Genomic DNA, 15,932 nt, shown 5'->3' on the forward strand with positions numbered 1-15,932 from the left:
GAGAGTCAGTCGCTACCGTGCGAGTCGCTCAAGTGCCCGCCGCGTCCGTTCGCCCGAGTCTTGGAAATATTTCTGCCCGGTCGAGAGGCACTCCCACCCGAACATCGCTTTGAGAGCGATGAGGTCGATTCCCCGGGCGACATAGTGGCTGGCCGCGGTTGCTCGGAGCGCGTGCGGGTAGAGGCTTTCAGCGTCGACACTCTCGGCAGCCTCCGCCGCTCGCGTCACCCGACGGTTGACGACGCCGCGGCTCGCTTGAAACCTATCGAATCGCTCGAAATAACGCTCCATCGCGATACGAGCGCGGGTGTTCGCGTCGATGGGGATGTCGCGGTGGCTGTTCTGCGATTTCGGCGACCACATGTATTCGAGGGCCGTCTCAAAGTCGAGACCGGGATTGTGGTCGACCATCTGACCGGCCGCCTGCCGGCAGTAGCCGCACTTCTGGCCGTCGCGGCCCTTCTGGCACGGCTGGTGGCGCGGTATCTCAATCATCCCGCGATCCCAGTCAATCCACGACTCGCGCATGTGCGCGATTTCACCGGCTCGCATCCCATATCGGCCGGCCGCGAACACAATCCAACGAGCTTCGAGCGCGAAGTAATCGTCGTCGAGTCGGTACGTTCCTTCGACAAGCAGTTCGAACTCGCGGTCCGAAAGTGCGTCTTCTTTGCAGTGTCGAACCTCGCGTTCGAGGTCGACGAGACCGCCTTTCGGGACGGCTTTACTCATCGGCGACCTCGGTCTGAAGGTGGTTGATGGCGATACTTCTAAGCGTGTAGAGGGGCGAACTTGTCATGCTTCTTCCTGGAAGCGCGGTGGGGTGCTTCTACACCCCGCCATCCTCAAAGAGAATAGCGACGCGCTTCGTGCTCTGTTCTTCTAGTCCGGTTGTCAAATAACCTTGGAAGCCAGCGATGTGTGATGACTCGGTCGACCATGTCGACGGGCGAGCACACTCGAACGCCCGCGCCGACGAGAGGGGCCGGCGCGGCCAACCACAGACCCTCGAACCCATGAATGAACAAGCAAAAGGCCCGGGCGTGGGCAGGCTTCATCTTCGCGGTCGCATTCGCCGCGGCGCTGCTCGCCGACGCCCTCGGATTCGCAACGCTCACTCAAACACAGATCCTCTGGTTCGGCGCATCGACGTCCGCTCTACTGGGAGTCGACATCGTCGCTGGACGGCAGTCCCAGCTCGCCGGCGCGCTCTCTGGCGCGGTTCAGGGTTGGTTCAATGCACAAGAGGATGCCGACGACTCGACGGGAGGCAACGATGACTGAGGCGGTGGTTCTCGACGCCGTCAACGCACTGATGATGTCGGCGAGTACTGTGGGGTTTATCGCTGCCTCTGCTATCCTCCACTTCTATCCTCGTAAGGTCTCTCGATTGCGGCTTCTTACGCTGGTCCTCGTTTCGCTCGGCTTACTTCTGCTCGGGACTGACGTGATCACCGATGGCTTCGTCCTGCTTCGCGTGCTCGCAGCGCTCGCACTCGTCCTCGCTGAAGGCGCACTTATCTGGGATTCGGTCTCCGCAAAGACTCCACTAACTGTGTAGCTGTTCCGCTGCTCATTTTTCATACTCAACTGGCACGTTTCAGAATAAGTGACTTTATCGTGACGAGTGGCAGTACACTAACCCCAGAACCACCGTTTTCCGTACGCTTACCCCCGGATACGCCCGTCGAAGAATAGGATCCAAACGCCTTTTTCATACTCAACAGCGATACAAACCGTATATCGCGATAGAGAGACTACACCTCAGTCGAATATTCGCGTTCGAGGTCCGCGAGCGCGGAGTGGACGTCGTCGGGATCCATCTCTGAAACGGCGTCAAGGCCGTGTTCAATCACGAGCGGCTTCAGATGGCGGTCTTTCAGGAACTCAAAGTCGCACTCGTAGGTGAGTCGCTGGTACTCCGTGTCGAGACGGTCCTTCATCGCGTCAGGTAAGTAGAACGTCATTCCGTTCCACGCGCTCTTGACACGCTCTGCGTCCCATGGATTCCGTACGCGCACGTCATTCTCTGCGTTCATTGCGTTCTCTTCACTCGGTGCGTCGTCGCTCTCGTCCTGGTCGTCGCCGGCGTCGCCACCAAGGCGTCGACTCAGGCGGTTGTTGATCTCGTCTTCACTCATTGGTCGATTTCCTCCGCGATAGCCGCGTAGACGTCGGTCATATCCGTGTCCTCTGCTTCGTCACCGAATATCGAGCAGTGAGCGTTGACCGTGCGCTCGATGGCGGCGCGGTGGCGGACAACCCACACGGGGACACGACCCTCAAAGCGCTCCTCGTACCACTCCAGCATCCGCTTTTGCTCGTTGTCGAGCGGATAGTGGACGTCGGAGACGACGACACCAGAGATGGTGACGTTCGTTCCGTAGTTCTCGTCGAGCGTGTCGAGCTGTCGGAGCAGGTGCTGGACGGCGAGCTTCGATGACTCGTCAGCGCGGACGGGGACGAGCAGGTTCTCGGTCGCGAGGACGACGTTGTCGTTGATCGGGCCGAGTGACGGCGGGGCGTCGAAGATGATCACGTCCCAATCGTCGACGTCGTCGAACAGCATCTGGAGTCGCTGTCGAGGCCGCATCCCGCTCGCGATGAGGTCCTGCTCGAGCGCGAACATATCGATGTTCCCCGGGAGCACGTCAAACTCATCGTGAGCGACGACGAGGTCGCGGACGTCGTGGTCGTTCGGGCTCGCGAAGGCGTTGTAGAACGTCGGCGGGTCGGCCGTGTACTCGTCTTCGAAGCCGAGGCGATGCGTGAGGTAGCCCTGTGGATCGGCGTCGACGGCGAGGACATCGAGGCCACGATCTGCGAGCGCGCCCGCGATGTTGATCGTGTTCGTCGTCTTCGCGACGCCGCCTTTCTGGTTCGTCACACCTATTCGAATTGTCATTGCATGCTCGTCATGCACGTCGTTCCATGCACTCAAATAACCACGTCAGACGTGGGAAACGCCGATAAATACGCGTACGCGCGCTAATGCGTGCGAACAACATATTGTGGTGAGTCCAAATCGGGGCCATTTTTACGTGGGACCACGTGGTGATTATCGGCGCAAGTGCGCCAGGCGGACCTAATGAGTCCCATTGAGATACTACACGCAGTAGGAGCGACGGCTACGATCATCCACACCGCCGTCTGGCTTGTCAATCAGTACCGGCGTCGTGGACCGCAGCCGCCTCGGGAATAACGAGGCGTCGCTGCACAAAAACTTATTCGAGACGTAATCGCGAGGACAGCCGTGTCCATCGAGTTCGAATCGTCTCACGAAGCTCACCAGGTCGCCAGCCACGCACCCATGGGTGAAGCGCTCGGTCGTACCCCTCGAAGATAGGCATCGCGTCAACGGGAGCGCCCTCAACGAGCGCGTGGTTCTGCCCGGCGTCGAGGCGGCGGTTGAGGTCCCACATGACGCCCGAAAGTGCACCGTCAGGCCGGTCAGTCATATGACCCTCGCTGGCGGATACATCAGGTCCCATCCGGGCCGCGTCCAGTAACCACAGGCGACGCACTCAAGCACGAGCTGGTGAGGGACGTCAGCGACATCGACATCGCCGCCGCACTCGGTACACGTCTCTCGCCAGTCGGGATGGTCAGTCATCGTTGACCACCTCGGCGAGAGCGACCGCGACAGCGAGCGCGACGACGTGAAGCGCCTGGTCGCGCCACACCGAGAACGTCGGGAACGCCTCGGAATCGTCGGCCCAGCGCTGCGAGTCGATGACGAAGTGCGTCCCGAAGAGCGTGACTACAAACGCGAGGGTACCGCGCTGGTTCCAGTCGGCGGCCATCGCGACCGGTGCGAAGCAGCTCGTGTAGACCGCGACGTGCTCTGTGCGGACGGCAGGATCGTCGAACTTCTCTGCGGCCTGCCGGTCGGTCTGCAGCAGGAAGTCGCCCGCTGCGTGGGCCGCCAGCGCATAGAGTGTCACGTCGCTCATGCGTCGAACGCCTCGAGACCCTGTTGGTTCGCGTCGCGCGACTCGCGTCGACGCTGTTTCGCTTTCGCCTCCTGGCAGCTCTCGCAGCGGAACGTCCCGTCGATGAGCGTCGCATCGGTTGGCGAGTGACAGCGGTCGCAGTAGTCATCCGAGCGACAGTCCCGGCAGCGGTACTCGCCATCGTCGCACTCGACGACGAGCGCGCCTCTGGAGCCGACGCCGCACACTATGCACTCAGGCATCGTCGATCACCTCGTTGAGGTCTTCGAGGAACTCCTCGATCATCGTGTACTCCGCGGTGAAACCAGCACTTTGGGCCTTTTCATACCGCTCTTGGTACTTCTCGCAAAGGTCTCGAAGGGCTGACTTCGGAACCGCATCGAGGTGTTCGAGCGCATCACGACGCGCCTGCTCATCGTCGCCATCCCAGACCCTATCTTCAAGGATCATCACCGCTCGGTCGATGTTGACGTCGTCTTCAGTCATCGTCGACCACCGTCCAGTCGGCGCTCAGGCCGACCGAGTAAACCATCTCCTCGTGGGCCTTCGAGCACGACGACTCGGTACAGCGGACGAGCATCCGGCCGCCGTGACTCGTGGAGGCGACGTCCTCGACGACGCCGCGGAACTCGCCGGGCTCGTTGCCCCGATCGATGCAGACGGTGTCGCCCTCGGTGGGGCGTTCGGCCGCTTCGTCCTGTGGTGGGGCGAGCGGGTCGCGTAGTCGATACATCTCGCGGACCAACCGGCCGTAGTCTTCGTTCGTCATCGGATGCGGTTGTAGCATCCACCCCGGCCCGTTCTCTTCGAGCTTCTCGTCAGTCATATCTCAACCGCCTCCGCGGCTACGTGGCCGGCGAGGTAGTCGTCGGGACCATGGACGCCACCGAACTGTCGATGCTCGCGACAGCACCGCGGACAGCGTTTCCGCGGGTACACGAGGTCTGCACCAGAGCAGACGGCTGGGAGACTGCAGTAGTCGCAGCGAGCGGGAGCAGCGTCAGTCACAGTTGATCACCGACCCAGTTCGTCAGCTCGGCATCTGCCGGTTGGTAGAGTGGATGGGCCGGGTGACCGGCCTTGGTCGTGTCGAGCGCGTAGAGGTCGTAGTCGTCGAGCAGGTCGGCGACTGCCTCGGCGCGCCCGTTAAGCGACCCTTTCGCACCCCACGCGACGACGACCTGTTCGGCGCTGTCGCACACGTCCTGTAGGTACGCGTCGTTTTCGGGGCCGACCGGGTCCGTGTGGCCCGCCAGCACCGCCGGGTCCGTGCTTCGGAGCGCGAACAGGTTGGCGACAACGAGCGAGCCGAATCCCCAGTCCTTGGCGAAGCCGAGACAGCGCCGAATCGTCGGGTCGTCGCTGGTCGCGTCAGCCGTCGACGGGTTCAGCATCACAAACGCGACCGCCGGCTTATCGGTGTTCCACGTTCGAGAGAGTCGGTAGCGGTACGTCCCGTCGTCAGAAAGAACCGCGTCGGCGCGGTTGTCGACGAACTCACTCATCGACCATCACCTCCTCACGGAGGTCTGCCTCACTCTCCACACGCATCTTAACAGCTTCACCGGTTGCGTCGTGGACGCAGTAAAGCGTCGGCGGGAGTTCGAACGGCCCCGCGCACGTGCTGTTCGTCGCCGTCTCGTCGCCGCATCGCGGACATCTGTAGAGAGTCATTCGACAACGCCCTCCACGTCAAACGTCTCAGCATCTCTACCAGTATGCTTGATAGACACACGGTTCGGTTCGAGGTGTGGGTTCCGGGCACCGTCCAGTTGGTCAATGTCTCCGAAATGGCTCTCGTCAATCATACCGTAGTAGGCGTCGAGCGGTTCTGTCCCGAAGTGTTGGATAGTCCCGCTTGGCGTCCTGAACACGACCTGCTGGTCGAACTTGCGGAGTCGTGGTGGTATCCAGAGACCGCGATCATCGTCGATGTGTAGATTTTCAACCGTCATCGCTTTTCCTCCAGTCGGTAGCCGTGCGCTTCTGCGAGCCCGAACAGAACTTCCGTCGCCGCTTGTGGAGAGAGGTTTACCAGTTCTCGGTGCTTCTCGCTGACTGTCTCTCCCTCGCCGTCGAGCGAAGCGAACCGAGCTTTCTCCTTCCGAAAGACACGGATTCGTTTCATGTCGCCGTTTGGGTGTTTCCGAATACAGCGCTCGACGCGAACTCCCATCTGCTTCTCGTTCCACGTTTCCTCGACTATGCGGCCGTCGACTTGCTGGGCCTCCGTGCTCGAATCCATCAGTTGAACCCTCCGTAGCGGCGCTTCTTCGCGAGCCATCGCTCGAACGCGTGGGGCCACTGGTTCCACGCATGGTTGAGAACGAACCGCACAATCTCAGCGTCCTCGACGTCGTCATCGTCGAGAAGCTCTCGAAGCTCCGTTCGAAACTCGAGGTTCTTGCTCATCTTCGACCACTCCAGTAGACCCACACCATACGGCTCGGCGTGATTGGAGCCATGATGTCGAGGTGGCGGCGCCCACCCCGCTTTCGATACGAGGCTGACGGCCAATCGACCACTCGGGGAACGATGCTCACGCCGTTCGAGGAGAGATCAGGGGCCTCGAATAGACTCATCGCTCACCACCGACCTTCGTCACTCGGCCGCCGCGGACTTCGTGCGCCTCGCGACGCGTCCACTCTGCGGGCTCTTTCGCGCGGTCGTCGTCCGACCGGACCTCGTGGACAACGTCGACACCGCCGTGGTCGTACGCGAGCAGCCGGATGCGGTGCTCGACGACGGCGTTGCGCCGGCGGACCGAGACGTACGGGCGGTCTGTCCACTCGGCCAGCAGTCGTTTCTCAGTCATCATGTCCCTCCATGCGCGACAAACGCGCCATGCGTTCCTCTCGTTCATTGCGTGCTTGTCGAACGTCCTCGCGGAGGTACAGCGCCAGGCCGACAGCGATCAGCCCGACGCCGGCGACGTCCAACGAAAGCGTCCGAGGGGCCAGCGCGAGGACCACAAACCCTCCGACGAACGGGATGTCTGGGAGCTTGAACAGGTCGCTAAGCTTCATCATGTCCCTCCATGCGCGCCATGCGCTCAGAGCTTTCGGTGCGTGCATTGAACTCTGGGCGCGACGAGAACGTGAACCGCGACGCGACCGCCCGGACCCGCTGTTCGAGCATCTCGGGACTGTGGCCGTTCCAGACCTTCGCGTCGGCCCAGAACGCCCATTCGGGCGTGCCCCACATGGACTCACGACCGTCGCGACGAATGAGGTCCTCCTGGCCGAAGTCGCTCTCGTCCTGCCGCCCACGGCTCTGGAGTCGGTCGAGGCGCTCGTCGAACGGGGCATGCACCCAGACGACTTCGAGCGTGTGGAACCACAGCTCCAGAGCGACGAGCGCCTCGGTGTCGCGCATCCCGATCACGACCGCGGGCTGGTCGGGGAACGCGTCGGTCGCCTCGAGGCGTTTGATCACGTCGTGTGCGACGTAGTCGCCGCCGTCGACGTCCCGCCGCATCGTCGAATAGTCGCCAAGTTCGTCTGACGACAGCGCTTCAGTCGACGCGACGTCGAAGTGGTCACACGCGCCCTCGCGGACGATGTCACCTGTTTCGAGTTCGAACCCGTCGAGTTCGTCGACGAGTATCTCTCCCGCGGTCGACTTCCCCGCGCCAGGGAGGCCGACCACCACGACGCCGGTGCGCTGGTCGTCGAGGTGCCTGACGATGGTCGTGTTCTGGAGGCCGTCGCGGCAGCGCTCGCAGAGGACTGTCTGTTCGCCGTTCGTTTGGACTACTGCAAGCCCCTCGTGAGGGCCAGCGTGGTCTGGCATCTCGCACGTGTCTGTGTTGTCTGAATTCATGTTCAAATGTTGGTGGGTGTCGGCTGAATTCATACTGACCCCCGGGTGAACAGCTGTCGGAGGTCGCGGAAGAACCCCGGCGGGCCGAAGCGTTTCCAGAGGACGATGAACCAAAAGACGCCCATCGCCGCCCAGAAGATCGCACGGGTCAGTTCCCCGAGTAGGTACGCCAGCCCCGAAATCGTGAGTGATCCAGTCAGAACGAGGACTGCGTAGTTCTCTCGGGGCATGCCGTTCCCCTGTGGGATTTGAGTGAGGTCGTAGATCGACACCGCTCCGATCACGATTGCGATGGCCGTCTTCGTTACTGCGAGCGCCTGCATCGATAGCGCGTCAGTCATGGAATTCACCCAACCCAGTATTCTCAGCCGCGCGGCGCTCGTGCTTCCTAATCTCGTCGAGGGCGTCCTGAAACGCTTGGCTCGCCTCGTCTGACAGGTCGTGCTTGTAGGCAATGACCTGCAGTTGATCTGGCTCGGTGTCGAACTCGACTTTCTCGGGTACCACGTGGACGGCATCCCACGGGTTCGAGTGGTTGGCGTCCATGATCGTCGCCGGAGAGAACTCGAACGCCGCACGGTCGTTGCCGAACTCTCCTTGCGAGTCGTCGACGACGTACTCGTTTGGATTCGGCTCACACATGGTCACCGGGCGGTTGCACGCCGGGCAGAGAGTGCTAATGAGCCTGTACGGACGCGTTGACTGCTCGTTCGCTTTCTTCTTCGCGCGCTGTGCTTGTTCCATCGGAATTCGTGATGCGTGCATCAGTACTCGTACCCCGCGTCACAGCGCCGGCATCGGACGCGCCGCTCGGTCTGCTCCCACTCGGTGTGGAGCAAGAACTCGTCGGAGTCGAACATCTCGGCGTCCCACATTCCGATGACGAACTTGCCAGTCGTGACCTCTTCGTCGACGACAGTTCCACCACAGTCGCACGTGTCGACGACCTCACTGGAGACCGTCCGCGTTCCGCGCCCCGACGGCCGAGTCGTCGTGTCCGTCGGCGGGACCGGTGGCGTGGGTTTGTCGTCGTGAGCTGCGTCACTCATCTTTCGCCCCCACAGGCCCGTAGATCGGTTCCTCGACGAGCGACGCGCTCTCGATGTCGCCGGCCCAGACTGCGAAACAGGTATCGCAATGGTAGTATCCTGCTGGTGGGCCTTCGTGGAGATTGGACGCCGGGCCGCCGCAGTGCGGACAGCCCTCGCCCTCGTTGAGGTCGATCCCGTCGAGGTCCTCGACGTCCTGCCAGTCCTGCGCCGGGTCGTGCATGCCGATGGCTCGGCTCATTTGAGTTCACCGTCCACTTTGTAGTCGCTCTCGGAGGGCGTGACGTCGACCTCGAGTTCGAGCCGCCACTCATCACGACGGCCCTCAACCGAGACTTTCGATAGCTCGTAGCCGAGATCGCGGATTGCCTTTCGAATCTCGCGCTCGGCATCTCGAACGTTGTCATCCATCGTCGTAGTCCCCTGGAACATAGTACGGGTCGATCCGAAGTTCGACAGGGTGTGTCGAACCAAGCGGATAGTACGTGTACTCTCGACCGTGAATGGCCTTGAACGCAACAGCATCGTGTCGAGTCTTGAACGACTTACTGGTGGGAAAGACTCTGTAACGGTACGTCCCGGAATCAGTATCACTCACGAGTCAATCACCTCCTCGTAGATCTCGGACTCCAGTTCACCGTAGACGCGGTCTACCTCTGCTTCTGAAAAGCCGTTTAGCCGGTCACAGAGATGGTCTCGGAGACCGAACACGTACTCTCCGCGACCAACCTTTTTCACGAAGCCGGCCTCGATGAGGTCCCGCGTCTTCTTCGACTTCGTGCTGCTGGTCGGGCTCCCGCCAGCGTACTTGTACGCGTCTTCCTGCGATGCGGGCCCTGACACGATGAAGTACCGAAGCATCTGCTGTTTCTTCTCGTCGAGGTCGTTGAGGCGCGACCGCACGTCATTCATCACCGTCTTGACCTTGCGGTTCTCCAGCGGGTCGCTATCGAGGTCGTCCGGAGTCGGCTGTTGAGACTCCAAATCCTCGATGCGCTCACGGGCGTGTTTGAGCTTCCGTCGAAGGGTTTCGGTGTCCGCATCGCCGACGTCGAACTCGTCGGCCAGCACACCGACGGCCTCGACTGCCCGCTCTCCGATCTCCGGGCGGGAATCAAGTTCCCGACGGAGTTGCTGCGCTTCGGCCTCCAGTTCGTTGATGCGTTCTTCGCGCTCTTCCAGCTGGCCTTCCAGTCGGTTACGCTCTTCGACGAGGTCCTCAACTTTCTCGGACGCCACGCCACCGTTTCCGGTCGCCTGCATCGCGTCAGCGAACTGACTCGCCATGTCGCGCATGTCCCGCGCGTTCTGCAGCTCCTCTTCGAGCGCCGCCTTCTCGTCCTGCAGCGACTCAACCTGCGCCTCCAACTGCGAGATTCGGTCCTGGCGACGTTCCTCTTGCTCGGAGATCTCCTGGAGTTCCTCGACGAGGTCGCCCGAGACGCTCATCAACTCGGGACGCTCGAACTCCTCGAGGTCCGGCGTCGCGCCCGCGTCGTACGTGCGCTTGCGTCTGACCTGAACGGTCTGGACGTCGGCTTCGAGGAAGTCCGCCTGGAGGAACGCCTCGCCGTCGTTGAGGTCCTGAATCGACTCGGCGTAGCTCGACCCGACGACGCGACGGACGACCTTGGTGTCGTTCTCCCAGGTGAGACGATGCCACATCAGCCAGTCGCACTGGGTGATGAAGTCCTTCTTGACGTCCGCGGGGCGCTGGGAGATCCCACAGAGTCCGAGGCCGTGTTTCCGACCACGCTTCCCGATTTTGATGAGCATCTTCCCCGTCTCGTCGAGGCCGCCGCCTTCGGGGATGTACTCGTGGACCTCCTCGACGAGCAGCAAGAACGGCCGGCGGAGCTTCTTCTCTTTCGTGAACAGCGCCGAAGCAGTCTCGCGAACGAGTTCCGACGCATCGGCATCGTCGAGGTAGCCCGAGACGTCGAGGATGATGGGGACGCTGTCCTCGAGGGCGAGTTCCGCGATCTTGTCGGCGTGCTCCGGGCCAACCTGCAGGTCGCACTCTTCGTCAGCGCCGACATGGAGAAGCTCGAATTCTTCTTTCAGTCCCCAGTACTCGCCGTCCGTGTCGACGATGAGAACCGGGAAGCCCCGGTCGAGCAGTTCTTCGATGATGACCGACGCCGTGTTCGACTTGCCTGAGCCGGACTTTCCCGTGACGAAGCCTCGGCCTGTCAGGACGTCGACAACGGGCAGCGAGACTTCGCTGCCGGCGTCGAGTGGAAGTTGTTCATCACTCATATAAATCGCCCTCCGGCGGTTGTCCGAGAGTCACCCATGAAACGTCACCTCGACGCCGTTGATCTCGAGCACGCGGTCTCCGCACTCGGGGCACTGCGTCCGGACGTGCTCGGGGAAGTGGAGTTTTCCGTAGCCATCGGCTCGGACGCCATCTTTCTCGATGTCGAACTCGTCGACCCAGCCGTCGCACAGCTCCGGCTCGATGTCCGGCGTCCTGCACCGAACGACGAGACTGTCCTCGACCAGGTCGGCCGGGACGTGCTCGAAGCCGTTGTTCGTGACGAGCGACTCGTGGTCAGTCATCGCGACCTCCATTAGAGTCCTGGTTCCCACGCCAGTTCGAACAGCCCTCATCGTGACCGTGACTGCTCACGACGTGTCGGTCGCACTCTCCACAGTACTCTCGATCAGGAGCGCACGCGTCGCTTGGGAGCTCCCCAGCGAGTTCTTCGTGGTTAGTCATCGCGACCCCCGCGAGTCAGACGCCAGTATCTCGTCGAGTGTGTCCCGAAGTGCTTCGGCTGCCTCACGATTCAACGTGGTGAGCTGCGCACAGTCACGTCCAGCGTACGAGTAGCGTGTCGACAGCTCAACAGCGAAGCTCCCTCCCGGAACGTGCTGGAGCTTGAACGAGACGTCATCGTGGTCGAACACCTCCATCTCGATTTCTGCTGGTTCGATCTCCATGAAGAGACGGTCTGGTGCCGGGAGTTCGGTAAAGCGGTCAGTCATCGCGACCACCGAGCCCCTTGATCTGCGGCGCTATCGCCCACGTCACGTCACCGACCTGGATGAACATCGGAAACTCATTGCGGAGGTGGAACCGCCACGTCTCGCCGGCCGGAGATGCTTCGGCGACCGTCTGGACGAAGTCACAGCCGAAGACCGCCGACTCAGCGCCCTCGCCACGAGTCCGGTGACCGATCAGCAGTTCGGGGCCACCGTCACTTTCGTAGCCGGACGCCGTGAATGCCGCCGAGTCAGCCTCCGTCTGGAACACGACTCCGTCGTCTGTCTCACGAGCGAGGCTGTAAAGCACGCCACGTGCCCGAACACCGTCTGCCTCGATGTGCTGGGTGTGGTTGACGTCCGGGAGCGTCGGCATGTCTGGGGCGGGCGCTGTCTCGAAGACGAACCCCCAGCGCTCGTCATCAGGGGCGTCGCCATCGCGGCAAAGCGTGACCGTCGTCTGTTCGTCCTGGTCGCGATCGATGCGGAGCTCACACCACTCGTCGTCGAGGGCAGAGCACAGCATTTCGAACCAGTCGACATCGTCGACGTCCGCGTTCGCCTGCGACCCGAAGTCAACGGCGACCGTCGTCTCGACCCCGTCGGCCGTCGACGGCGCGCGAATCGGGACAGGACCCGTCGCGATCAACGTCGACGAAGGGTTGAGCGCGGCCACATGGCACGCCGCCTCGTCGCCGGTCGTGTCGATTTTGATCTGGACTCTGTGCTTGTTGATTGCACCTGCCGCCTGGAGTGCGCTGTGGAGATCGTCGCCGTGGAGATCGACGCTAACGCGGTCGCTCACGGCGTGACCCTCCAGAGAAACTGTTCGTTCCGGTTAGGTTGTGGGTGTTGTTGTCGAGTCGTCATCTGTTTCCTCCTCGCGCGGGTCCTCAACGAACTCGTAGAGTCCGCGAGCCACCTTGCGAATCCATCCGGCATCTCTCAGACGCCGGATGTGGTACTCGACGTTCGACTTCGAGATGCCAGTCTCGTCAATGATGTACCGCGGGTTAGCGCGCCCCCACGGATCGCCGTTCTCACGGCCACGTTTGAAGACATCCAGCACCTGGTCTTCCCCATCGCTGGGGTCGAAGCTTCGATTGAGATCGTTATTCGCCATCGCGCTACTCATCGAGTACCACACCACATAGTACGATGCGGTATGTAATAAATAGTGTGTTGCATTATGCTACGCACTATGTTTTGCATAGTTTTATATTGCTGGCAGATCTACCTGTAGGTGTGAAGCGAGGTACGTCGGCCAGAATGGCCGGCCGGTGCTTGAGACACCGACCGCGCTTCCGTGAGAAAGCATGAGTACGAAAGAAGCCCACCGTAAAAGCACCAACGATGAATCGCTTGCTACGCGATTCGTCCCGGTCGGCGCTATCAACCCGATGACCGAGGCGAAGCTCCGTGCGTGCAACCAAGTCGAAGCGTCCGACGACGGCGACCACGAGGTTGCGGTCTTCGCCGTCGCCCACCGCCACGGCGTCATCCAAAACCCAGTTCGTAAAACTGAGAGGGACGGCGAGGCCGTCCTCTACGTAACTGCCGACGGCGAGCGCTGCACCGAGCGCTGGTACCCTATCCTCGAAGGCGAGTTCGAGGAGATTGACCGGGCGTTCATCGCCGACGAACGTGACCTCGATGAATCGGGGAGCGGCGCGAGACGCTTCGCGCCGATCGTCCAGGAGCACCCGGAGGTCGGAGAGTAATGCGGGGCAACAACATCCACTCGCGCGCCGCTAAGCGCGTTCGCGTCGATCACCGGTCGACTGCGACCGACGAGTTCGACCATCGCATCCTCTGCGACGGCGTGCACGACGACGTCGTCGAGGACGACCAACTCGCCCAGCTCGAAGACGTCATCTCGACGCTCGAAGACGTCCGTGATGAGCGCCGGCGTGAACTCGGCGACACCGACGACTACGACGCGAGGGTCGAATCGGATACTGCAAGTGCGGCTCTGCAACTGCATGACGTCGTCGACCAGCGCGTGATGGAGATCTGCGCCGAGCGCTGTCGGGCCGTCCTCGTCGACGGCGACGAGTGGGTCGAAGAAGGCTGGGAAGACGCCTCGGAGGTCGAAGCCGCTAAGCGCGAAGCGACGAACTGGCTACTTGAGCATCCGGAAACGTGTAAGCGACTGTGGGGACAGCGGTCTCCAACGATGAGCACGCTGGAGGTGCGCGGCTGATGGCGGTCGCTAAGTCCGGAACCATGAGCGACCGCGACCGCCGTGCCCGAGTCGAGCCACTTTCGGCGGAACGCATCGCGCCAGGCATGTTCGCCGTCTCGAATCTCCGCTCAGGGAGCACGTGGATCGTGGACATCCGCGAAGGAGTCTGCGAATGTCCCGACTTTCACTATCGGAGCGGCAAAAACGCAGACGGGTTCGAGTGTAAACACGAGAAGTTCATCAAGAAGATCGCCAACGGGGAACTCTGCTCACACTGCGGGTATGAGCGCTGTCGTCCGTCCTGCCCGGAGCGTGGTCGCGATGAGTGAGTGCGACTGCCCGCTCAAAGGCGAGTCCTACGCGACCGCGCAGCCCGACCCCTGCAACGAGACCGACGAGACGGGCGACTTCATGTGCTCGAAGCCCGCGGGGCACGACGGCCCGCACGCGGCGTGCAACGTCGTCGAACATCCGTCAAAGGTCTGGGGAGAAGACGATGTTTGACACGCACCGTCGTCGCCTTCGGCGCGGAGGGGCTGGAGTGGGGGCACTCGCAGCCGTCATATGGTACGCCGATGCAACCGAAGTCGCGCTGGGTCTGGCCGTCGTCGCCGCGCTTGCGCTGCTCGTCGATTCAAAGTTGACGGAGTCGACGTGGCTCCCGTGGGGTGACGAATGATGCCCCGGTCGTTTTCGGACCTCGACACCTATTTCGAGATCGTCCGCTCGGAGACGTCCATCTCGAACGACGGGCTCCGGATGCGTGAGCCCAAGGCGCTCCGGTGCAGCGAGTGTGGAGCACAACTCCCTCTAACTCACGAGCGGTCGCCCGGCATCGAGGAACTCCCACACGAACCAGGGTGCTCGCAGCGCTACGTCACGAGCCGGTACTGGATTCGACAGTTCCAACAAGACTGACGAAGGCCCTCTTTTTGCGTTGGTTAAAACCGTGCGACTTCGGTCGAGTGTTGGTTAAGACCACTTTCACCCGCCTGCTAACCGCTCTCGTGACCGTCCGCCGCTCGTCTGACGCTTCTGTCTACATAATTCGACATTTCACTTTCACTCCGGGTCACAAAACTCGTTTTTACCCCATACCACGTCATGTCGAGTTGCCATGTCCGCGAAGCCCCCTCTGGTGTGCGATGGGTCGGCCGTCGAGGACGCCGGGCCACTCGTGCGCATCGACCGCAGCCAGTTCACCGACCGCATGCGATACGTCTGCCCCAACGGCCACGCGTCGTGGGCTCCGACGAACTCGCATATCTGGTGCCGGTCCTGCTCGCGGGCATCGGCCAACGACGACGACATCGATCCCGAACACTACTCGGTGCGTGACAAGAAGACTGGCGAGCTGATCAGCTACGCCCGCGTGGAGCTGGTCGAGTGACCTTAGTCAGAAAAGTCGATCTCGGACTTCTCGAGTGTTTCCGTGTCGAGTTCCTCGTCGAGGAACTGCTCGCCGAGTTCGGTGATTCCATAGAGGCCCTTGTCGACGCGGTTAAGCAGACCATATTCGGTCAGCTTCCTGCAGCGGACGCCGGCATATTTACGGCCGATATCAACGCGGGGGACAAGGCCTTCACGAGAGACCGCCAGTGGAGTCAGGTTTCCATCCTGACGAATCGCTTCGAGGATGCGGTCGTCAACTCGGCTCATCCACTCTCCCCGCTTGCGCATGCAGTGTTCATTGACTGTCGTTGTGATATTCCCATCGAACTGGAATATACTCTTACCCAACAGGTCTACAATATTATTCTCTGGGTAACACCCGTTATACATTGGGTAATGAGAGATTCCCAACGGGTAGAAAGTTATTAGTGGGACTGGATGCACAATTGACATAGAAGCCGAGACCGCGACACGCACCGCTCAGGTGTAGGAAAAGCCGGGTGTAAGGGCACCCGGCTTGCGGGATTGGCTTCCACACGAGTA

The 15,932-nt window shown here is 61.5% G+C and carries 36 protein-coding genes; 9 read left to right on the forward strand and 27 right to left on the reverse strand.

Features of this window, described 5'->3' with window-relative positions; translation table 11 throughout:
• Positions 1–12: 12 nt before the first annotated feature.
• The gene (locus tag DEQ92_RS20265) at positions 13–732 is read right to left on the reverse strand and encodes a site-specific integrase (protein ID WP_115821612.1); all 720 of its coding nucleotides are present in this window, start codon (positions 730–732) and stop codon (positions 13–15) included.
• Positions 733–1,020: 288 nt separating this feature from the next.
• Here DEQ92_RS20265 and DEQ92_RS20270 point away from each other — a divergent pair, with 288 nt between their 5' ends.
• Both DEQ92_RS20270 and DEQ92_RS20275 read left to right on the forward strand, forming a co-directional pair.
• The gene (locus DEQ92_RS20270; RefSeq protein WP_115821613.1) at positions 1,021–1,284 is read left to right on the forward strand and encodes a hypothetical protein; all 264 of its coding nucleotides are present in this window, start codon (positions 1,021–1,023) and stop codon (positions 1,282–1,284) included.
• Positions 1,277–1,561, forward strand: coding sequence for a hypothetical protein (locus tag DEQ92_RS20275; protein WP_115821614.1), 285 nt, complete (start codon positions 1,277–1,279; stop codon positions 1,559–1,561). Before DEQ92_RS20270 ends, DEQ92_RS20275 begins: the two co-directional genes overlap by 8 nt.
• Before the next feature lie 196 nt (positions 1,562–1,757).
• On the opposite strand, the gene DEQ92_RS20280 is transcribed toward DEQ92_RS20275, so the two are convergent.
• The 25 genes from DEQ92_RS20280 to DEQ92_RS20380 form a co-directional block, all read right to left on the reverse strand.
• Positions 1,758–2,141 (reverse strand): hypothetical protein, encoded by a 384-nt coding sequence (locus DEQ92_RS20280; protein ID WP_115821615.1) that lies wholly within the window; start codon positions 2,139–2,141, stop codon positions 1,758–1,760.
• Complete coding sequence (locus tag DEQ92_RS20285; protein WP_115821616.1) at positions 2,138–2,905, reverse strand: ParA family protein; 768 nt, start codon at positions 2,903–2,905, stop codon at positions 2,138–2,140. Before DEQ92_RS20285 ends, DEQ92_RS20280 begins: the two co-directional genes overlap by 4 nt.
• A gap of 319 nt (positions 2,906–3,224) precedes the next feature.
• The gene (locus DEQ92_RS23295; protein ID WP_147299516.1) at positions 3,225–3,458 is read right to left on the reverse strand and encodes a hypothetical protein; all 234 of its coding nucleotides are present in this window, start codon (positions 3,456–3,458) and stop codon (positions 3,225–3,227) included.
• Positions 3,459–3,605: 147 nt separating this feature from the next.
• Positions 3,606–3,953, reverse strand: a complete 348-nt coding sequence (locus DEQ92_RS20290) for a DUF3307 domain-containing protein (RefSeq protein WP_115821617.1) — start codon at positions 3,951–3,953, stop codon at positions 3,606–3,608.
• The gene (locus tag DEQ92_RS20295; RefSeq protein ID WP_147299517.1) at positions 3,950–4,195 is read right to left on the reverse strand and encodes a hypothetical protein; all 246 of its coding nucleotides are present in this window, start codon (positions 4,193–4,195) and stop codon (positions 3,950–3,952) included. Before DEQ92_RS20295 ends, DEQ92_RS20290 begins: the two co-directional genes overlap by 4 nt.
• Positions 4,188–4,439, reverse strand: coding sequence for a hypothetical protein (locus tag DEQ92_RS20300; RefSeq protein WP_115821619.1), 252 nt, complete (start codon positions 4,437–4,439; stop codon positions 4,188–4,190). The genes DEQ92_RS20295 and DEQ92_RS20300 overlap by 8 nt, the downstream gene beginning before the upstream one ends.
• Positions 4,432–4,779 carry a hypothetical protein gene (locus tag DEQ92_RS20305; protein WP_115821620.1) on the reverse strand — a complete coding sequence of 116 codons (348 nt, stop codon included), beginning with the start codon at positions 4,777–4,779 and terminating at the stop codon, positions 4,432–4,434. Before DEQ92_RS20305 ends, DEQ92_RS20300 begins: the two co-directional genes overlap by 8 nt.
• Before the next feature lie 178 nt (positions 4,780–4,957).
• On the reverse strand, positions 4,958–5,458 hold the full coding sequence (locus DEQ92_RS20310) for a DUF1643 domain-containing protein (protein ID WP_115821621.1): 501 nt from the start codon (positions 5,456–5,458) through the stop codon (positions 4,958–4,960).
• Positions 5,451–5,627 carry a hypothetical protein gene (locus DEQ92_RS23495; RefSeq protein WP_158547238.1) on the reverse strand — a complete coding sequence of 59 codons (177 nt, stop codon included), beginning with the start codon at positions 5,625–5,627 and terminating at the stop codon, positions 5,451–5,453. Before DEQ92_RS23495 ends, DEQ92_RS20310 begins: the two co-directional genes overlap by 8 nt.
• The gene (locus DEQ92_RS20315; RefSeq protein ID WP_115821622.1) at positions 5,624–5,908 is read right to left on the reverse strand and encodes a hypothetical protein; all 285 of its coding nucleotides are present in this window, start codon (positions 5,906–5,908) and stop codon (positions 5,624–5,626) included. Before DEQ92_RS20315 ends, DEQ92_RS23495 begins: the two co-directional genes overlap by 4 nt.
• The gene (locus DEQ92_RS20320; protein ID WP_158547638.1) at positions 5,905–6,237 is read right to left on the reverse strand and encodes a hypothetical protein; all 333 of its coding nucleotides are present in this window, start codon (positions 6,235–6,237) and stop codon (positions 5,905–5,907) included. Before DEQ92_RS20320 ends, DEQ92_RS20315 begins: the two co-directional genes overlap by 4 nt.
• A complete protein-coding gene (locus tag DEQ92_RS23500) occupies positions 6,198–6,365 on the reverse strand; it encodes a hypothetical protein (protein ID WP_158547639.1) in 168 nt (55 codons plus the stop codon). Before DEQ92_RS23500 ends, DEQ92_RS20320 begins: the two co-directional genes overlap by 40 nt.
• A 166-nt stretch (positions 6,366–6,531) precedes the next feature.
• On the reverse strand, positions 6,532–6,768 hold the full coding sequence (locus DEQ92_RS20325) for a hypothetical protein (RefSeq protein WP_115821624.1): 237 nt from the start codon (positions 6,766–6,768) through the stop codon (positions 6,532–6,534).
• Positions 6,761–6,979: a hypothetical protein gene (locus DEQ92_RS20330; RefSeq protein ID WP_147299518.1), complete on the reverse strand. Its 219-nt coding sequence runs from the start codon at positions 6,977–6,979 to the stop codon at positions 6,761–6,763. Before DEQ92_RS20330 ends, DEQ92_RS20325 begins: the two co-directional genes overlap by 8 nt.
• Positions 6,969–7,745, reverse strand: coding sequence for an AAA family ATPase (locus DEQ92_RS20335; RefSeq protein WP_115821626.1), 777 nt, complete (start codon positions 7,743–7,745; stop codon positions 6,969–6,971). Before DEQ92_RS20335 ends, DEQ92_RS20330 begins: the two co-directional genes overlap by 11 nt.
• Positions 7,746–7,804: 59 nt before the next feature.
• Positions 7,805–8,116 carry a hypothetical protein gene (locus DEQ92_RS20340; RefSeq protein WP_115821627.1) on the reverse strand — a complete coding sequence of 104 codons (312 nt, stop codon included), beginning with the start codon at positions 8,114–8,116 and terminating at the stop codon, positions 7,805–7,807.
• Positions 8,109–8,519 carry a hypothetical protein gene (locus DEQ92_RS20345; protein WP_115821628.1) on the reverse strand — a complete coding sequence of 137 codons (411 nt, stop codon included), beginning with the start codon at positions 8,517–8,519 and terminating at the stop codon, positions 8,109–8,111. The genes DEQ92_RS20340 and DEQ92_RS20345 overlap by 8 nt, the downstream gene beginning before the upstream one ends.
• 20 nt (positions 8,520–8,539) lie before the next feature.
• Positions 8,540–8,824, reverse strand: coding sequence for a hypothetical protein (locus tag DEQ92_RS20350; protein ID WP_115821629.1), 285 nt, complete (start codon positions 8,822–8,824; stop codon positions 8,540–8,542).
• On the reverse strand, positions 8,817–9,065 hold the full coding sequence (locus tag DEQ92_RS20355; RefSeq protein ID WP_115821630.1) for a hypothetical protein: 249 nt from the start codon (positions 9,063–9,065) through the stop codon (positions 8,817–8,819). The genes DEQ92_RS20350 and DEQ92_RS20355 overlap by 8 nt, the downstream gene beginning before the upstream one ends.
• On the reverse strand, positions 9,062–9,235 hold the full coding sequence (locus tag DEQ92_RS23505; RefSeq protein ID WP_158547640.1) for a hypothetical protein: 174 nt from the start codon (positions 9,233–9,235) through the stop codon (positions 9,062–9,064). The genes DEQ92_RS20355 and DEQ92_RS23505 overlap by 4 nt, the downstream gene beginning before the upstream one ends.
• A gap of 183 nt (positions 9,236–9,418) precedes the next feature.
• Positions 9,419–11,083: a helicase HerA domain-containing protein gene (locus DEQ92_RS20360; protein WP_115821631.1), complete on the reverse strand. Its 1,665-nt coding sequence runs from the start codon at positions 11,081–11,083 to the stop codon at positions 9,419–9,421.
• Between the two features lie 30 nt (positions 11,084–11,113).
• Entirely contained in the window at positions 11,114–11,386 is a 273-nt protein-coding gene (locus DEQ92_RS20365; protein WP_147299519.1) for a hypothetical protein, read from the reverse strand.
• Positions 11,387–11,542: 156 nt separating this feature from the next.
• Positions 11,543–11,815 (reverse strand): hypothetical protein, encoded by a 273-nt coding sequence (locus DEQ92_RS20370; RefSeq protein WP_147299520.1) that lies wholly within the window; start codon positions 11,813–11,815, stop codon positions 11,543–11,545.
• Positions 11,808–12,617 (reverse strand): hypothetical protein, encoded by an 810-nt coding sequence (locus tag DEQ92_RS20375; RefSeq protein WP_115821634.1) that lies wholly within the window; start codon positions 12,615–12,617, stop codon positions 11,808–11,810. The genes DEQ92_RS20370 and DEQ92_RS20375 overlap by 8 nt, the downstream gene beginning before the upstream one ends.
• A 33-nt stretch (positions 12,618–12,650) precedes the next feature.
• Positions 12,651–12,935 (reverse strand): winged helix-turn-helix domain-containing protein, encoded by a 285-nt coding sequence (locus DEQ92_RS20380; RefSeq protein WP_233516912.1) that lies wholly within the window; start codon positions 12,933–12,935, stop codon positions 12,651–12,653.
• Between the two features lie 193 nt (positions 12,936–13,128).
• On the opposite strand from DEQ92_RS20380, the gene DEQ92_RS20385 reads away from it, so the two are divergent.
• The 7 genes from DEQ92_RS20385 to DEQ92_RS20410 all read left to right on the forward strand — a co-directional run bounded on the left by DEQ92_RS20385 (position 13,129) and on the right by DEQ92_RS20410 (position 15,387).
• Entirely contained in the window at positions 13,129–13,533 is a 405-nt protein-coding gene (locus DEQ92_RS20385) for a hypothetical protein (RefSeq protein ID WP_147299521.1), read from the forward strand.
• Positions 13,533–14,015 carry a hypothetical protein gene (locus DEQ92_RS20390; RefSeq protein WP_115821636.1) on the forward strand — a complete coding sequence of 161 codons (483 nt, stop codon included), beginning with the start codon at positions 13,533–13,535 and terminating at the stop codon, positions 14,013–14,015. Before DEQ92_RS20385 ends, DEQ92_RS20390 begins: the two co-directional genes overlap by 1 nt.
• Entirely contained in the window at positions 14,015–14,326 is a 312-nt protein-coding gene (locus DEQ92_RS23300; protein WP_115883545.1) for a hypothetical protein, read from the forward strand. Before DEQ92_RS20390 ends, DEQ92_RS23300 begins: the two co-directional genes overlap by 1 nt.
• On the forward strand, positions 14,319–14,501 hold the full coding sequence (locus tag DEQ92_RS20395) for a hypothetical protein (RefSeq protein WP_115821637.1): 183 nt from the start codon (positions 14,319–14,321) through the stop codon (positions 14,499–14,501). The genes DEQ92_RS23300 and DEQ92_RS20395 overlap by 8 nt, the downstream gene beginning before the upstream one ends.
• 37 nt (positions 14,502–14,538) lie before the next feature.
• Positions 14,539–14,676, forward strand: a complete 138-nt coding sequence (locus tag DEQ92_RS20400; RefSeq protein ID WP_233516913.1) for a hypothetical protein — start codon at positions 14,539–14,541, stop codon at positions 14,674–14,676.
• Positions 14,676–14,915, forward strand: coding sequence for a hypothetical protein (locus DEQ92_RS20405; RefSeq protein WP_115821639.1), 240 nt, complete (start codon positions 14,676–14,678; stop codon positions 14,913–14,915). Before DEQ92_RS20400 ends, DEQ92_RS20405 begins: the two co-directional genes overlap by 1 nt.
• 199 nt (positions 14,916–15,114) lie before the next feature.
• Positions 15,115–15,387, forward strand: coding sequence for a hypothetical protein (locus DEQ92_RS20410; RefSeq protein ID WP_199522947.1), 273 nt, complete (start codon positions 15,115–15,117; stop codon positions 15,385–15,387).
• Positions 15,388–15,389: 2 nt separating this feature from the next.
• Here DEQ92_RS20410 and DEQ92_RS20415 read toward each other — a convergent pair whose 3' ends face one another.
• Positions 15,390–15,779, reverse strand: coding sequence for a PhiH1 repressor (locus DEQ92_RS20415; RefSeq protein WP_233516914.1), 390 nt, complete (start codon positions 15,777–15,779; stop codon positions 15,390–15,392).
• Positions 15,780–15,932 lie beyond the last annotated feature (153 nt).

The sequence above is a fragment of the Haloferax sp. Atlit-6N genome, assembly GCF_003383195.1.
In the GTDB taxonomy this organism is placed as follows: Archaea; Halobacteriota; Halobacteria; order Halobacteriales; family Haloferacaceae; genus Haloferax; species Haloferax gibbonsii.

What these genes read in the sequence shown, in the direction of transcription:
- DEQ92_RS20310 (WP_115821621.1), bottom strand. Translation starts at nt 5,458, where the DNA reads ATGAGTGAGTTCGTCGACAACCGCGCCGACGCGGTTCTTTCTGACGAC.
- DEQ92_RS20330 (WP_147299518.1), bottom strand. Translation starts at nt 6,979, where the DNA reads ATGAAGCTTAGCGACCTGTTCAAGCTCCCAGACATCCCGTTCGTCGGA.
- DEQ92_RS20340 (WP_115821627.1), bottom strand. Translation starts at nt 8,116, where the DNA reads ATGACTGACGCGCTATCGATGCAGGCGCTCGCAGTAACGAAGACGGCC.
- DEQ92_RS23505 (WP_158547640.1), bottom strand. Translation starts at nt 9,235, where the DNA reads ATGGATGACAACGTTCGAGATGCCGAGCGCGAGATTCGAAAGGCAATC.
- DEQ92_RS20395 (WP_115821637.1), top strand. Translation starts at nt 14,319, where the DNA reads ATGAGTGAGTGCGACTGCCCGCTCAAAGGCGAGTCCTACGCGACCGCG.
- DEQ92_RS20275 (WP_115821614.1), top strand. Translation starts at nt 1,277, where the DNA reads ATGACTGAGGCGGTGGTTCTCGACGCCGTCAACGCACTGATGATGTCG.
- DEQ92_RS20355 (WP_115821630.1), bottom strand. Translation starts at nt 9,065, where the DNA reads ATGAGCCGAGCCATCGGCATGCACGACCCGGCGCAGGACTGGCAGGAC.
- DEQ92_RS20360 (WP_115821631.1), bottom strand. Translation starts at nt 11,083, where the DNA reads ATGAGTGATGAACAACTTCCACTCGACGCCGGCAGCGAAGTCTCGCTG.
- DEQ92_RS23295 (WP_147299516.1), bottom strand. Translation starts at nt 3,458, where the DNA reads ATGACTGACCGGCCTGACGGTGCACTTTCGGGCGTCATGTGGGACCTC.
- DEQ92_RS20380 (WP_233516912.1), bottom strand. Translation starts at nt 12,935, where the DNA reads ATGGCGAATAACGATCTCAATCGAAGCTTCGACCCCAGCGATGGGGAA.
- DEQ92_RS20410 (WP_199522947.1), top strand. Translation starts at nt 15,115, where the DNA reads ATGTCCGCGAAGCCCCCTCTGGTGTGCGATGGGTCGGCCGTCGAGGAC.
- DEQ92_RS20405 (WP_115821639.1), top strand. Translation starts at nt 14,676, where the DNA reads ATGCCCCGGTCGTTTTCGGACCTCGACACCTATTTCGAGATCGTCCGC.
- DEQ92_RS20325 (WP_115821624.1), bottom strand. Translation starts at nt 6,768, where the DNA reads ATGACTGAGAAACGACTGCTGGCCGAGTGGACAGACCGCCCGTACGTC.
- DEQ92_RS23300 (WP_115883545.1), top strand. Translation starts at nt 14,015, where the DNA reads ATGGCGGTCGCTAAGTCCGGAACCATGAGCGACCGCGACCGCCGTGCC.
- DEQ92_RS20280 (WP_115821615.1), bottom strand. Translation starts at nt 2,141, where the DNA reads ATGAGTGAAGACGAGATCAACAACCGCCTGAGTCGACGCCTTGGTGGC.
- DEQ92_RS20305 (WP_115821620.1), bottom strand. Translation starts at nt 4,779, where the DNA reads ATGACTGACGAGAAGCTCGAAGAGAACGGGCCGGGGTGGATGCTACAA.
- DEQ92_RS20350 (WP_115821629.1), bottom strand. Translation starts at nt 8,824, where the DNA reads ATGAGTGACGCAGCTCACGACGACAAACCCACGCCACCGGTCCCGCCG.
- DEQ92_RS20270 (WP_115821613.1), top strand. Translation starts at nt 1,021, where the DNA reads ATGAACAAGCAAAAGGCCCGGGCGTGGGCAGGCTTCATCTTCGCGGTC.
- DEQ92_RS20300 (WP_115821619.1), bottom strand. Translation starts at nt 4,439, where the DNA reads ATGACTGAAGACGACGTCAACATCGACCGAGCGGTGATGATCCTTGAA.
- DEQ92_RS20385 (WP_147299521.1), top strand. Translation starts at nt 13,129, where the DNA reads ATGAGTACGAAAGAAGCCCACCGTAAAAGCACCAACGATGAATCGCTT.
- DEQ92_RS20415 (WP_233516914.1), bottom strand. Translation starts at nt 15,779, where the DNA reads ATGTATAACGGGTGTTACCCAGAGAATAATATTGTAGACCTGTTGGGT.
- DEQ92_RS23495 (WP_158547238.1), bottom strand. Translation starts at nt 5,627, where the DNA reads ATGACTCTCTACAGATGTCCGCGATGCGGCGACGAGACGGCGACGAAC.
- DEQ92_RS20295 (WP_147299517.1), bottom strand. Translation starts at nt 4,195, where the DNA reads ATGCCTGAGTGCATAGTGTGCGGCGTCGGCTCCAGAGGCGCGCTCGTC.
- DEQ92_RS20345 (WP_115821628.1), bottom strand. Translation starts at nt 8,519, where the DNA reads ATGGAACAAGCACAGCGCGCGAAGAAGAAAGCGAACGAGCAGTCAACG.
- DEQ92_RS20315 (WP_115821622.1), bottom strand. Translation starts at nt 5,908, where the DNA reads ATGACGGTTGAAAATCTACACATCGACGATGATCGCGGTCTCTGGATA.
- DEQ92_RS20265 (WP_115821612.1), bottom strand. Translation starts at nt 732, where the DNA reads ATGAGTAAAGCCGTCCCGAAAGGCGGTCTCGTCGACCTCGAACGCGAG.
- DEQ92_RS20370 (WP_147299520.1), bottom strand. Translation starts at nt 11,815, where the DNA reads ATGACTGACCGCTTTACCGAACTCCCGGCACCAGACCGTCTCTTCATG.
- DEQ92_RS20335 (WP_115821626.1), bottom strand. Translation starts at nt 7,745, where the DNA reads ATGCCAGACCACGCTGGCCCTCACGAGGGGCTTGCAGTAGTCCAAACG.
- DEQ92_RS20320 (WP_158547638.1), bottom strand. Translation starts at nt 6,237, where the DNA reads ATGGCTCGCGAAGAAGCGCCGCTACGGAGGGTTCAACTGATGGATTCG.
- DEQ92_RS23500 (WP_158547639.1), bottom strand. Translation starts at nt 6,365, where the DNA reads ATGAGCAAGAACCTCGAGTTTCGAACGGAGCTTCGAGAGCTTCTCGAC.
- DEQ92_RS20290 (WP_115821617.1), bottom strand. Translation starts at nt 3,953, where the DNA reads ATGAGCGACGTGACACTCTATGCGCTGGCGGCCCACGCAGCGGGCGAC.
- DEQ92_RS20390 (WP_115821636.1), top strand. Translation starts at nt 13,533, where the DNA reads ATGCGGGGCAACAACATCCACTCGCGCGCCGCTAAGCGCGTTCGCGTC.
- DEQ92_RS20365 (WP_147299519.1), bottom strand. Translation starts at nt 11,386, where the DNA reads ATGACTGACCACGAGTCGCTCGTCACGAACAACGGCTTCGAGCACGTC.
- DEQ92_RS20285 (WP_115821616.1), bottom strand. Translation starts at nt 2,905, where the DNA reads ATGACAATTCGAATAGGTGTGACGAACCAGAAAGGCGGCGTCGCGAAG.